This is a genomic window from Nitrosomonas nitrosa, from assembly GCF_003051105.1.
In the GTDB taxonomy this organism is placed as follows: Bacteria; Pseudomonadota; Gammaproteobacteria; order Burkholderiales; family Nitrosomonadaceae; genus Nitrosomonas; species Nitrosomonas nitrosa.
The window spans coordinates 33,891-47,723 of record NZ_QAOO01000022.1; the positions used below are offsets into that span (position 1 = coordinate 33,891).

Annotated in this window: 12 protein-coding genes and 2 pseudogenes; 10 read left to right on the plus strand and 4 right to left on the minus strand. The window is 42.2% G+C overall.

Annotated features, from left to right (window positions below; all coding sequences use genetic code 11):
• Window positions 1-28: 28 nt before the first annotated feature.
• From C8R30_RS11920 to C8R30_RS11940, 5 genes are all read left to right on the plus strand, one after another.
• Complete coding sequence (locus C8R30_RS11920) at window positions 29-580, plus strand: hypothetical protein (RefSeq protein ID WP_146162693.1); 552 nt, start codon at window positions 29-31, stop codon at window positions 578-580.
• Complete coding sequence (locus C8R30_RS11925; RefSeq protein WP_181258741.1) at window positions 577-2,211, plus strand: AAA family ATPase; 1,635 nt, start codon at window positions 577-579, stop codon at window positions 2,209-2,211. The genes C8R30_RS11920 and C8R30_RS11925 overlap by 4 nt, the downstream gene beginning before the upstream one ends.
• A 264-nt stretch (window positions 2,212-2,475) precedes the next feature.
• Window positions 2,476-3,660 (plus strand): site-specific integrase, encoded by a 1,185-nt coding sequence (locus C8R30_RS11930; protein ID WP_107790198.1) that lies wholly within the window; start codon window positions 2,476-2,478, stop codon window positions 3,658-3,660.
• A 483-nt stretch (window positions 3,661-4,143) separates the two neighbouring features.
• Window positions 4,144-5,061 (plus strand): fatty acid desaturase family protein, encoded by a 918-nt coding sequence (locus C8R30_RS11935; protein ID WP_107790199.1) that lies wholly within the window; start codon window positions 4,144-4,146, stop codon window positions 5,059-5,061.
• Window positions 5,062-5,139: 78 nt separating this feature from the next.
• Complete coding sequence (locus C8R30_RS11940) at window positions 5,140-5,361, plus strand: ATP-binding domain-containing protein (protein WP_258192031.1); 222 nt, start codon at window positions 5,140-5,142, stop codon at window positions 5,359-5,361.
• 94 nt (window positions 5,362-5,455) lie between these two features.
• On the opposite strand, the pseudogene C8R30_RS11945 reads toward C8R30_RS11940, so the two are convergent.
• Window positions 5,456-5,566 (minus strand): annotated as a pseudogene (locus tag C8R30_RS11945) (helix-turn-helix domain-containing protein); the annotation flags it as partial.
• A gap of 93 nt (window positions 5,567-5,659) precedes the next feature.
• Between C8R30_RS11945 and C8R30_RS11950 the strand changes: the two are divergent.
• Window positions 5,660-5,974, plus strand: a complete 315-nt coding sequence (locus C8R30_RS11950; protein ID WP_107790200.1) for a BolA/IbaG family iron-sulfur metabolism protein — start codon at window positions 5,660-5,662, stop codon at window positions 5,972-5,974.
• 133 nt (window positions 5,975-6,107) lie between these two features.
• Complete coding sequence (locus C8R30_RS11955; protein WP_090671676.1) at window positions 6,108-6,578, plus strand: ferritin-like domain-containing protein; 471 nt, start codon at window positions 6,108-6,110, stop codon at window positions 6,576-6,578.
• Here C8R30_RS11955 and C8R30_RS11960 read toward each other — a convergent pair.
• A complete protein-coding gene (locus C8R30_RS11960) occupies window positions 6,575-6,874 on the minus strand; it encodes a hypothetical protein (RefSeq protein WP_107790201.1) in 300 nt (99 codons plus the stop codon). The genes C8R30_RS11955 and C8R30_RS11960 overlap by 4 nt on opposite strands.
• 542 nt (window positions 6,875-7,416) lie before the next feature.
• Window positions 7,417-8,001 carry a septation protein A gene (locus tag C8R30_RS11965; RefSeq protein WP_107790202.1) on the minus strand — a complete coding sequence of 195 codons (585 nt, stop codon included), beginning with the start codon at window positions 7,999-8,001 and terminating at the stop codon, window positions 7,417-7,419.
• A 134-nt stretch (window positions 8,002-8,135) separates the two neighbouring features.
• On the opposite strand from C8R30_RS11965, the gene C8R30_RS11970 reads away from it, so the two are divergent.
• The 3 genes from C8R30_RS11970 (at window position 8,136) to C8R30_RS15960 (ending at window position 12,405) form a co-directional block, all read left to right on the plus strand.
• Entirely contained in the window at window positions 8,136-9,782 is a 1,647-nt protein-coding gene (locus tag C8R30_RS11970; protein ID WP_146156624.1) for a hypothetical protein, read from the plus strand.
• 455 nt (window positions 9,783-10,237) lie between these two features.
• Window positions 10,238-12,022, plus strand: coding sequence for a DUF262 domain-containing protein (locus C8R30_RS11975; RefSeq protein ID WP_107784553.1), 1,785 nt, complete (start codon window positions 10,238-10,240; stop codon window positions 12,020-12,022).
• Window positions 12,019-12,405, plus strand: a complete 387-nt coding sequence (locus C8R30_RS15960; RefSeq protein WP_107784552.1) for a type I restriction-modification system subunit M N-terminal domain-containing protein — start codon at window positions 12,019-12,021, stop codon at window positions 12,403-12,405. The genes C8R30_RS11975 and C8R30_RS15960 overlap by 4 nt, the downstream gene beginning before the upstream one ends.
• Window positions 12,406-12,941: 536 nt before the next feature.
• Here the strand turns inward: C8R30_RS15960 and tnpC are convergent.
• Window positions 12,942-13,793: pseudogene (tnpC, locus tag C8R30_RS11985) on the minus strand (IS66 family transposase); the annotation flags it as partial.
• Window positions 13,794-13,833 lie beyond the last annotated feature (40 nt).

Genomic DNA, 13,833 nt, shown 5'->3' on the forward strand with positions numbered 1-13,833 from the left:
AACAACGGCAAAACGCTGATAAGAGGAAATGATGAAAAATCAACCCCCAGAAATTCTTAGTAAAAAACCATTGGCAGAGTGGCTTGGATCGATTACTACGTTCAAGGGCTTTACAGGTACCCGACCCGACCAAGAGTATGAAAACATAACGTGGCTTGAAGCTTGTCATGTGATATGCCCTGATAAACCCGATATTATTGAGGATAAAAAACAGGGCAAATATTTTATCCCCTGCCTGCTCAAGGAAGCCCCACTGGTAGGCAATACGCTGGACGCTGCCATCAAAAATGGCCAACCCACCACTGGCAAGATGCGTTCAAAGTATCACGTCACTGAAGCCTCAATGCTCGTCATGGATATCGATGGGCTGTGTGAAAGTGATTTCATCGTCGGCCTGAACAAAATGGCAAACGATGGGCTTACATTCTTGGCCTACACTACGTTTTCCCATGGTAGTCCTGACAAACCAGGTATGCGTGTCCGTATTGTCATACCAGTGGATCGTCCATTAACATCCGAAGAATATACCCTAGCATGGCATGGCTTTGTTCAACGCTATTGGCAGGGAGAATCAAAATGAGTGTTGATACATCAGGTTCAAACCTATACCAACAGCAAGGGACACGGTGTTGCCACCTATCCCGTGTCGATCAAGCTCAAAAATGGATGAATGAGGGTGGGGTTGCCTCGGCGGATGCTCTCATCGAGATCGGTCGTGCCACATTGGGTGAACAATCGACCCAAACGACCCCAGCTACTCAACCTGATAGTAATAAAACTAGTGGTAAGGAATACCCACCCTCCGATGCGAATAAGGTCGCCGATAGCTGCAATCAAATCGGCGCATTCCGTGATTCCAAAGGAGCGGGTCAAAGCGAACCGCTATGGAGTGCTTCTATGGGTGTTGTGGGACATTGTCAGAATGGTCCAGAGATTTGCCAAGACTGGAGTAGTGGTCACCCAGAATATGATAGGGCTAAGACCGCGAAGAAGCTTGAACATCGCCTGAAAACACCGCCTACGACATGCGCACACTTCAAAAAGATAAACCCAGCTGGTTGTTTGGGCTGTCCTCATCAAATTAACAGCCCAATTACCTTAGGCTGGAATCTGGATAAAGATGGCTCTCAATTTCAAGTACTCGATACTGAAACGGAAGTAATAGACCCCAAAAAGCAAATAGAAGATAGTTCACGCAATAGTACTGTGCTCGACAAATATTCACTTTCGGGCAAATCTTCGGAGATCGAGAAGCAACTTGTCGAAGAAAAACTTATTCTAGGCCCAATTGCTTTACAAGGCCAAATAACTAATATTTATGCACCTCCGAACGCAGGGAAAACATTAATTACCTTATATCTTCTGACCCAATGTATTGAACAAGGGGGAATTGATCCATCAAAGCTCTTTTATCTCAACATGGATGACAATAGTAAGGGGTTGCTTGAAAAGCTTCATATTGCCGAAGAGCATGGATTTCACATGCTTGCGGATGGCTATCGGGATTTTAACGAAAATCAGTTTGTAATTCTTATCCTCGAAATGATAAAAGAAAATCAGGCTCATGGTGTCATCATCATTCTAGACACTCTTAAGAAGGTCGTTGATTTGATGGATAAGAACAAAAGCAGTTACTTCATGAGAGTCATGAGGCGGTTTGTTCAGAAGGGAGGAACAGTAATCGCTTTATCCCACACCAACAAACACCCAGGCAAGGATGGCAAACCCATGTACGGAGGGGTTAGCGATATCTTGAATGATTGCGATTGTTCTTATACATTGGAGGTCGTTACGCGCGATGCGAATACCAATGAGGTAGTCGTTGAGTTTACAAACATCAAACGGCGCGGCAATGTTGTGCAGAATGTGGCATACAGCTACCGAACCGGCTACGGTATTTCATACCTCGAGACTCTCTTGTCTGTCAAGCAATTTGACGAGACGGAACTTATACCTCTAAAACAGTCTGCTGAAGTCAAAGAAGATAACAAAATCATTGAAATCATTACTACCTGTATTGGTGAGGGAATTAATACCAAGATGAAGCTTGCTAAAGAGGTGGGGACTCGTGCCGGTATCAGTAGACATTCAGCCATACGAATCATCGAAAAATACACTGGAACTGACCCCAAAATCCATAAGTGGGAGTATACCAAGGGTAATCGTGGCGCACAGATATATGCTCTTCTGGAGTCAGTGACACCAGAGTAAATCATAAAAATCCAAAGTACTAGGCTTGCAATACACTCTTTGTATCTCCGAGTCAGGTTTCCAGAATTCCAGATCCCCGGTGTGTATCGCTTGCCCTGCTTGGTCGATTCCGAAATGCATGCTGGAAGTCTGGCTATAGTCTACATCCTTATCGACTAAAGCAGATATTCAATCTACCAATTATCTAGCAGACCGGCACTTGTCTCCCTCAGGCAGGTGTCGGTCTTTTTTTATCCCAAATTCAATACCACAGGAGACCCCGCCATGCCTATCGTTAAATTATCAGAAAGCTTTGTCAGAAATAACCTGCAGTGCCCAGAAGGGAAATCGCGCATCGAGTATTGTGACCAAGATACCCCCGGTCTCTACATCGAAGTACGTGCTACCAGCCCTAAAGAAGGGACTATTTACTTAAGATACAAGGACATAAGTGGAATAACTCGACATCAAAAGATTGCCAGAACGACAGAAATCACATTAGCGGAAGCACGCAGACAAGCCAAAACGCTCAAGGCAGAAATCGCCCTTGGGAAGAACCTCAAGGAGGAGGGGAAACCCAAACAGAGCGAATTGACCTATGAGCAATTCTTCGAGCATCACTACGTGCCGCACAAAAGCCCACACAAGCGCTCCATCTCGGACGACATTCGCATATTCCGTTTGAAAATCCAACCCACCCTCGGCCATAAGCTGCTGCACCAGATCACCCGCATCGAGATACAAGCCTTGCTCACCTCCTACAGGCAGACAATGGCCCCGGCTAGTTGCAACCACATCCTGAAGGTCATCAAGCATTCACTCAACCTCGCCGTCGAATGGGAATTCCTGGAAGCTAACCCAGCCACCCGGATACCGCTCTTCCACGAGGATAACATCGTGGAAAATTACCTTAACGATGATGAGTTGGAGCGATTGCTGACTGTGTTGCGTACCGATGAGAACCGCACCGTATGCAATATTGCGCTGTTTCTTTTGAGTACGGGTTTGAGGCTCCAGGAGGCTATGTCTTTAGCATGGGTAAACGTCGATCTTGAGAAGAAAATTCTCAAGATCAGGGCCATCAACTCAAAGAGCAAGCGGTTACGCTCAGTCCCTCTCAACGAGACTGCCATGGAGGTGCTGAACCAGTTGGACACTCGGGGAAAGTACGAGTATCTCTTCATCAATCGTCAGACCGGCAAACCCTATACCACGATCACCAAGGTATGGCAGCGATTGCGCAGTAAAGCTGGTTTGGGGCACCTACGTTTACACGATTTGAGACACGCCTTTGCCTCCTTCCTTGTCAACAGTAATTTCTCATTGTTTCAGGTCCAGCAGATATTGGGCCATTCTGATCCCAAAGTCACCATGCGCTATGCCCACCTGTCAACGAAGGCGCTGCAGGAAGCAGCCAACAGTGCATCGGCCAAAATCAAGAAAGCCATGCAACCTAAGGTTGATTCCTGAATCCCGAAATGCGCTGGGACAGGGGAGAGTTCCGGGGTGGTGCGCAGGTTGCCCCCCGAGGGACGCGGAGTTGGCCGCTGCAGGGTGGTTGCGGGTGGGCATGACTACCCCCAACCGGCACCCCTGCTGGGCCGCCTGAGGTAAAAATTCTGTTCTGGGCTAGCTTTATCTTTCCTTAATGCCTTCTACTTTAGTTTGCACAAGATACATGACAATTTTGAACTGAACAAAGAGGCTGAATAAGCTGAATATACAAGTGCTTCTTGAGGCTATGATTTTCTACGACCACAGTATGAGCTGACCTAACGCTACATGTTCCTTGTTTCTACTACTTGAGCAACCAACTCCTTGCAGTTGCAGTTTATTATGGTGCGCAAATACTGGCTAATCAACAAAAAGCTCATGCCGCCGAACCAATAAACGTTATTATTGGCATGTGTGAGCTACAGTCCCAATTTTCACTTAAAAATACATTTCAAATTTATGGCATCAACAATCAATACCGCAGAGCTGAAGAAGCTATATCGACATCGTTGGGTTCCCAATCTAAAGATCCCTCTGTTCTATGGAATTTGGATTGCATTGGGTGTAATTGCCTGGAACTCAAGCTACTGGCTTTTGACTTGGTCATGCTATTTAGCAATGGGTTATATGCAGATGGGCATTGTAACTTTTATGCATGATTGTACGCATAGCACTTTATTTAAAGCGCGCTGGAAGAACTGGGTATTCGGAGTTTTTGCTATGGTCCCACTTGTTATATCGTTTATTTCCTTTAAAGAAGACCACCTTCTGCATCATCGACACAATCGTTCTCCTAAAGATCCGGACGCGTTCACGATGGGGAAGCGCGGAGTAGGTGACTTCATTCTCTTCTACGCCTATGCGGTTGTCGGGGTATTCTTGACTGCAATTCAGTTTACATTGATTTTTCCGCTGAGAGTTCTTCGCGGGAAGAAAGCGCTGATTCATTGGAGTGAGATAGCTCTTCACGTTGCCGTGATGTGGGCCGTATTTGATTGGGCTGCCTCTCAAGGAATCTCAGGTAAAGTTTTTGATGTGTGGTTTTGGCCACTTGTTTTCTTTGGTTTCTTCAACAGCGTTCGATTCATCGCAGAACATTATGGCTGCCCATGGAATGCTGGGCAATTGGTTGGGACGCGTACCATCACTAGTAATCAAATAAATTCATTTTTTTGGAATAACATCAACTATCATATTGGGCATCATTCCTATCCGGGGGTTCCTTGGTACAACCTTCAGAAACTTCATGCATTGATGCTTCCTGAGATTATGCGAGTCGGTGCATCGATTGAACGCAGCTATTTTGCGGTTTTCTTGCACGCGCTAAAACACGGCCCAGAAACTGAAGCCACCACAATAAAAGTTCGGCGCGCTTAGAATCCCTTGTTAGCCTCAAAATATATTCAGATACAGTTATAGAGAGCTGGATGAAATTTCCTTGACTACGCTATCAGTATTCATAAGGCGCAAGGCCCAGAATATCCTGCGGTGGTTATTCCTCTGGCCATGCAGCATTACATGCTTTTAGAACGAAACTTACTCTATACAGGCGTTACGCGCGGCAAGCAGTTGGTTGTCATCATTGCACAACCCAAAGCATTAGCCTTGGCGGTCAAAAATCAACGATCACAACGCAGGGTAACTAATTTAAAAACCCGTCTCTCAACTAATGGCTAAAACAGTCGCTGTAATAATAAGAGTTTCTATCTGCACAAAATATTTGAATAGGAAGATTTAGTGAGCATCATAAATTTTAAGAGAATTTTATTCCTGGTTTGCGCAGATATTTACGCACGTTATTGCGTGACACCTGCAATGCCTTGGCAATGGCACGAATGCTCTTGCCTTGTCGGTGTAGCACATCAATATCCGGAGATAGCAAAAAAAGAGTCTGTCGAGTTAGGATAATTGAATTGGATCCCGGATATGCTAAGCTTGTTTCAAAAGAAACAGAGAGACGACACGGGCAATATTTATGAAAATAAAAAAAGTGATTGAGACCAAACTGCATGCACTGCAACCCCAATTTCTGGAAGTTATCAATGAAAGTCACAAACACAATGTACCCGTGGGATCTGAATCTCATTTCAAGGTGACAATCGTTTCCAGTGAATTTAATGGAAAAAAGCTGTTAGCGCGTCATCGAATGGTGAACACTCTCCTGGCTGAGGAGCTTGCTCATTCTATTCATGCGCTTTATCTGCACACAATGACAATCGAAGAATGGTTTGAAAAGAGCGGGACAGTCAATAATTCTCCACCCTGTCTTGGAGGTTCAACGGCCAAATAAACCTTGGCACAGCCACTTCCTACATTGAGAGTGAAGTTAATCCATCTAAATCAGTTGCTCAATCGCTAAGTGTATATTACAGAGTATCCTAAATAATCCTCAGGCTATTAGAGCTAAGTAAAGGAGAAATCAAATGAATGAGAAATTCGATAAACCCGCCGTGCTGAATTGCCTCAGTAAGATCCTTGAACTAGAGTTGGCTGGCGTGGTGCGTTACACCCACTATGCCTTCATGATCTATGGCTACAATCGTATTCCAATTGTTTCCTGGTTGCAGGAACAAGCTGATGAATCCTTAGCTCATGCCCGAGAGGCAGGTGAGCTGATCACTCACTTAGGTGAGCATCCCTCCTTGGCAATTGGTCCTTTGTTGGAAACCCATCAGCATGACATTGGCGACATACTGCGTGAATCCATGGAACACGAGCGTGAAGCACTAGCGACTTACAAAGAATTGTTGTCTCTGGTGGAAGGCAAATTCGTGATGCTTGAAGAGTACGCTCGCCGACTAATTGCCGCAGAAGAAATGCATCAAGGCGAAGTGGATAAAATGCTACGTCGGCCGGGTGCCGTGGCTGCTTTTTCAGAGGCGAAAGCGCCCTAAACTGAATACGTCATCGAATGGGTGCGAAATTCGCTGATCTCTTCTTCTTCAGTATTTGCAAGATAGAATTTCTGCCAGTTTTCCCCACCCACGCTCATCACCATACCATTGAGTTTCGGGGCGACGCTCAGAATCAGTTCGGCAGAACCGAGAGTAGCTGATTGTTTCAGATCAAGAAGCGCAGGGGAGGAGTGCCACCAAGTGCGGCTGATTCTCGGAATGAGTTCGGTTTGCTTCAAGCACATCGATACTTGCAGAAAAACAAGTTTGGATTCTTCGGCTATTTGTGGGCACACACTACTGATCTCCGGACTGTTAATCCGACGGTCACTGATATGAGATAGGAGTGGGGTGTTATCGATGGATAACTCCTTGTAATATAGAGATATTATCGAGGTGATTTGATGAATGTGGCGGAGTGAGCACCGGACTCCACTGTTACTCCTTGCTTGTCGTCTCATGGTAAATAGTTTTGCCAATTTTTACCCAGAATGTCATGACTTAACTTGCAAGATCTAGGTTTGTTAATTTTAGCAATGATAGTTGCTGTTGGAATGAAGCTATCAATCTGTACTGCAAAATCAAGCGCTTCTGATCTATGTAAAAGCCCACTAGTTCCAAACATAGTGGCACAAAGTGCTCAGCCTACGATTTCTCTACCAAAAGGAATTATGAAACATGTTCGCCCCAAGGTTAGATCAAGTAAACCATAGATTATGCATACAGTACTAGAGTCCCTACATTATTCATGGATTTCTGTTAGTAGTTATATGAAAGTTCTTAATTAACGCATCGAATATGCAATGTTTTGATGAGTTCCAAGTGAAGGGCGACTGGTCTAGGGTTTTTCCTGATTATTAGAAGGATCATTTGAAGGTGATATGGGGCATTGCTCTGCTTCCTTCATATACTTTGCTATAAACAGACTTTGTACGATGACAAACGTCAGCATCAATCCAGTAGTCCCAAATAATTTGAAATTAACCCAGGTATCGGTGGTGAAGTTGTATGCCACATAAAGATTGGCGACGCCCATTGCAGCAAAAAATCCGGCCCAAGCATGGTTAAGGACTCGCCATGCCGGGTTTGGCAGGGTGATCTGTCGTCCCATGATGGATTGTATCAAATTCTTATTCCAGAACAGTGCGGCCAGAAATAGAACTGCGGCAAATAACCAGTAAAGCACTGATGGTTTCCACTTTATAAAAGTCTCATCTTGCAGAATCAATGTTGCGCTGCCGAAGATAACAATGATTACGAGATTAATCCATAGCATGTTTTCGACTTTGCGGTGACGGAACCATACCCAGCTAATTTGTACAAAAGTTGCAGCAATAGCTACAGCGGTTGCAGCGTAAATGCCATAAATCTTAAAAGTTACGAAAAACAGGAATATCGGAAAGAGATCAAAAAGAAATTTCATAAAAAGATGTAAGTAGCATTGTAGACTGAGTAATTATCTCAGTTGTTACGGTAGTCGTTATACCTTTTGCTATGTCTTGCAGTATTTTAGCCTGCGCGCTCGTCCTGTTGTCCGGGCGCTCGCATAGGCGGCTTGTGGCTGACTTATTGTCGAAAAGGCAAAAACCTTCTATATTTGGTGCGGATTTACTATTGGCATGTGTTTGTAGCCCACTGTGTTACTTGAATGGGGTATTCTTTTTTCTGTGTTTGAAAATGATAAAAACAATATTTGTTAGTGTTCTGGGAGGTTTGATCTTGTGGTCTGTTCAAAACTATTTCAAGGATATGCCAACGGCAAAATATATTATTTCTGATGCAATCGAAATTCCCAACTCAAATGGAGATCTTGAATATGCTCAAGAAGTTTCAGTTGTAAATTCTGGAACAAGTGCTGTAAAAACTATTTCTATTAAAGTACCTCGTCATATATCCACATACAAGTTAACTAAACATTCGAATCAAAATGATGAAAAAGTTTTTTCTGACGCAAATAGTTTTGAACTAATTTATCCAGAGCTTCCATCTGAACAGAAGATCAGAATGTTGGTTCGTTATGATGGAGAGCCAATACAAAAAGATTGGATTTCCATAAGCCATGCTGACGGAAATGCGCAGGCGCAGGAAAATCAGTCACCACAAGTCAATTTCAACTGGATATGGCTAGCATTCGTTTTCGGGATGCTAACGCAAACAACTGGAGATATTCGAAAGTGGAAAAGGGAATCATTTAGCAGATGGACTAAAGACGAAAATATCTTTCGAGACGATAAGCCTTGGTTTGTATCTTCAACCGAGTGGCCTGAAATACAATTTGAAGCTATTGATCGTTCTCTTAAAAGTTACAGCTATATTGAGAACTCTTCAGATATCAAAAAAAATTTGTGTTATCAATTATTAAATCGCACAAAGCCAGAAATGCTACCTGATGAAAAATGGATATTACTTCAAAAAGAAGCATCAAATTTGTTAATGGCAAAGCTATCAAATGTGATTACAAAATATACAAAAGTTGTAAAGTTGGTAGATTTCTTCAAAATAGAAAAACCTAAGGCGCTCTCAAATGAACTGTGGTCTGATATTGAGGAGTCACTTACTGAAAGCTTAATAAACAACCTATTACCAACATACATTAAAGATAAAGAATTCGTAGCTATCCTAGATACCAGCAATCCTATACTCAAGCACATTCCCGAAACGGTTGCTGTCAGAATACGCGAATTAGCTCAGGAACGTTACACTGATTATTTAACTAACCACAATACATTACGGTTATTAGATAACCCATTAACTATCCTAAAAACAGCACGACTAGATCTTTTAACCAATAAACAAAGTGACGATATAAAGGAAAGTGTTTTCCGATTTTCCAGAGTGAATGGGATGCCATCAATATGGGATATATGCGAACTCAAATTATTTATTTCCAAAGGTAAACCAGAGTGGATGTCTGAAAAGGAATTTAATTCATTAAGCGATTTTGTAACTCAATCACAATCTTTAGCTGATCAACGTGACTCATTGAATAGACAGCAGTATGATTTAGAATCTAATAAACTAGCAACAGATAAATTAAAAGCACGTGTTCTCTCACAACTCGAATTAATTGATAAAATTCTCATAAATCCAAGTGCGATAGAAAAAATTGAAGATTATGATCAGACTTTTGCACCCGGCAATAGAAAAAATCTTGAATTAATTGCATCTTTACTTAAATCAGCGCCAATTAATACTGTATTGTAAATTTGTATAAAGAAAATTTATTTTGATTTTAAGTTATAACTAAAATATGTGCCAATATTAGACTGGAATAGTAATAAGCCAGTTACCAGATTTATGCGATTTGGTGAATCAAGCGTGCATAACCTATTGTTATATAACTGTATATGGCGTGCTTGATAAGTACTATAAGAAAGCAAGCCGGACTATTGGTTTTGATTTAGATAGGTTCTTTCTATGTTTCAGTTGAGTGATACATGGATCGTGAACTCATGATGTAGCGTCCTGCAACCGAATCCAAAAATCTCACATAAAGTTATCCGTTGGTGTTGCTAAAAACGTTATCTCTAATAAACTCTCTGAACTATCCGGTTTAGAAAGAGCGAATGCCCTAGCTTGTGAAGCGGCTATTCTATTATTAAAAAGCGGCAATAAGTTTAAATGGAAGGATTAAAAAAATATTACAAGGATTCTTATAAGTGGCTTACGAAACCCCCATTACAATAAAAAAAGCGATAGATAACATAAAGAAACGCCATTATATTTTGCCTTCTATACAGCGCGAGTTTGTATGGAATACAGAACAAATCGAAATGCTTTTCGATTCTTTAATGAGAGATTATCCAATCAGTACATTTTTATTTTGGAAAGTGGATAAGAACAAGATTAAAGATTTTCAATTCTATGAATTCTTAAAGAATTATCATGAAAAGGATAGTCGTCATAATAGAAAAGCAGAATTGACCAATGATGAGGATGTCATAGCTCTGTTGGATGGGCAGCAACGCATGACTTCGATATATCTATCTCTTACAGGAACGTACGCACAAAAAATTCCTTATTACCGTTGGGAAAGTCCACACGCTTTCCCTAAGAAAAAGCTTTACCTTAATTTACTCGGTCCATCGGAGGAACTTGAACTTGAATATGATTTTAAATTTTTAACTGATGCAGAAGCCAAACATAGGGATGGATGTTTCTGGTTCGAATGTGGAAAAATATTAGATATCAGTGATATGAGTAAAGTATCGATGTACTTGATGCAAATGGATTTAATGAACACCTCCATCTATACCAGAGAACAATCTGAATATGCAATAAACACGCTTAATCAATTCTTTAATGCTGTTCATCAAAAAGGCACTATTAGTTACTATCTAGAAGAAGGCGAAGCACTCGATAAGGTTCTTCAAATATTCATTCGGATAAACAGTGGTGGCACTAAATTAAGTTATTCAGATCTCTTATTATCAATCGCCACTGCTCAGTGGAGAGAGAGAGATGCAAGAGAAGTCATTCATGATTTTGTTGACGATATCAATCAAATTGGCGATGGCTTTGCATTTAATAAAGATTTTGTACTGAAAGCTTGTTTAGTGCTGGCCGATTTCAATGATGTGAAATTCCATGTAGACAATTTCACAAAAGACAATATGGCTAAGATTGAAAAGAATTGGGACAAGGTCTCATCGGCTGTTCAGTCAGCAATTCAACTAGCATCAAAACTAGGTTATAACAGAGATAATCTTATTGCTACCAATACCATTATCCCTATTGCATATTTCATTTATAAAAATGGTTTTGATAACGATATCATCCATGCGGCTAGGCGAGAAGACGATAGAAGAGCTATCAAAGAATGGTTAGCCAGAGTTCTGCTGAAAGGTACTTTTGGTGGTCAACCGGATTCTATATACCCAATAATGCGAAACCTAATTAACAGTAACTTAGGGGAGTTCCCATTAAAAGAAATCATTGCTTATTATAAAGGGAAAAGAAAATCAATCTCTTTTACAGAAGACGATATTGAAAATATCCTAGACTTGGAATATGGCAAGGCAAAAACTTATTGTGCATTATCACTGTTATATCCATCACTGAACTATAATTTTAAATACCATCAGGATCATATTCACCCCAAATCATTCTTTACCAAGACTAAGCTAAAAAAACTTGGTATGAATGATGACCAATTAGATTCATACAATAAAAATTGTAACTCGTTAGCTAATTTGCAGTTACTTCAAGCTAATCAAAATATCGAAAAAAGTGACAAACATTTTGTGGAATGGTTAAAACAAAGCTTTCCAAGTATTGCTGAGCAACAAAGCTTTTTAATGCAACACCATATTAAACCCGATGCGTCTTTAGCTTTTGAGGATTTTTTAGACTTTGTGTCAAACCGGAGACAAACCCTTAAAAAGCAGCTCATACAAATGCTGGATGTTACAGGCGCTGATCTGATGGTAATGACTGAAGAATGACACAGCAGGAACTAGAGAAATACCTCTGGGGCGCAGCCACGGCCTTACGTGGCACCATTGATGCCGGGGATTATAAGCAATACATCTTTCCCTTGCTGTTCTTCAGGCACATTTCCGATGTGTATGACGAGGAATTTTCTAATGCGTTAGCCGAAAGCGACGGTGATCTGTATGCGTCTAACGCTGCCAGCTTTCATTGTTTCTGGCGCACTGTCAAGTATGAACATCTCTATGCTCAAGCATTCAACAACTTAAAGGAGGTAAGAAGCAGTTTAACTTGCTGGTTTGACTGGTACAATCAAGAACACTTCCATCAGGGACTCAACAATCAGACACCCGATGAAGTGTATTATCAGAAATTATCGAGACAACAAGCCGCCTGAGCTTGATAACATCACATGACAGAGCTTAACTTTCTCTCAGGTTGTTCAGTTCAGGGGAGCCACTTCATTCCTTATGCTATATCGTTAGTCATTATGCTCTGGATTTGATCAATGAAACTGAATCCCGGAATATTCTGGATTTCATAGTGCAGCATTTGGATGAAATCGAAAAGAGAATTGAAAGTTAGCGTCATCTCGATCATAAATTGCATTGTTGTTTATATGCTTCTCAATTCATGGCACGAGATAACAATAGGTTTCTATACTGGCGAATAGTTGGGACGCTATTCATCCTCATTGCTTTCTTCAATTAGCATTATCGGAGTTGGGCCACTTGCTCGTTTTTGCGGTTCTGCTTCAATGAAGCAATACGATATTTCAAGCTTTAAGAGAAAAATGAACCCCGAAACTTAAGTCTTGATAATAATGTGACAAATGTGATAATTATCAGCGATCAGTCTTTAACTAAAAAAATTCATTAATTTAAAAATTTTGATTCTTCCAACGTATGCGTCCAACGCTGCCACCTGTCATTGTTACTGCTGTAGTGATTTAATGAACTCCGGTGCCAGGGGTAACAGTTCATCGATACGATTATTGGGCCAGGTAGGGAGCTTAATGAGCGTATCTTTGAGCCATGCGGATGGATCTAGTCCATTGAGTTGAGCGGTACCGAAGAGGGTTTGGATAGCGGCTGCGCGCTGGCCGGCACGCTCTGATCCGGTAAACAGCCAATTCTTTTTGCCCAATGCAATGGGGCGGATCGCATTTTCAATCGGGTTGTTGTCGATAGGCAGGTGGCCGGTGTGTGCGTAACGGATCAGACTTGGCCAGCGTTTGAGAGTATAGTCCAACGCTTTGGCAGAGCCCCCGCCGTTGGCCGTTTGTAAACGGGTTTGTATCAGCCAGTCATGCAGTGCGTTGAGGGCGGGCAAGCTTTTTTCTGCACGTAGTTGCTGGCGATCTTCGATCGTCAGGTGTTTGCCTTCGGCTTCAATGGCATACAGCATGCCGATGCGTTGTAATGCTTCCATGGCCATGGGACTGTTGTTGGCCTGATGCAGATCGAAGAATTTACGGCGCGCATGAGCCCAGCAGCCTAGCTCAGTACAGGGCGAAGTGGATGAGAATAAGGGTTTGTATCCTCCATAATCATCAACTAACAGATGACCTTGCCAGTCTTGCAAGAAGTTTTGTGCATGCCGACCGCTGCGGCCGGCTTGATAGTCGAAGATGATGATGCGCGGCCCCGGTTCCAGATCATTGCTGCGATAGGCCCATAAATAAGCCTTGCGAGTCTTGCCATTGCCGGGGTCGAGCTGAGCCACCGGGGGTCGAGTCACCCGAAGGAACTTCCCCCTCAGGTGCTCACAGAACCGTACGTGAACCTCTCGATTCATACGGCTCTTCCTATCCAGTCAATTTACT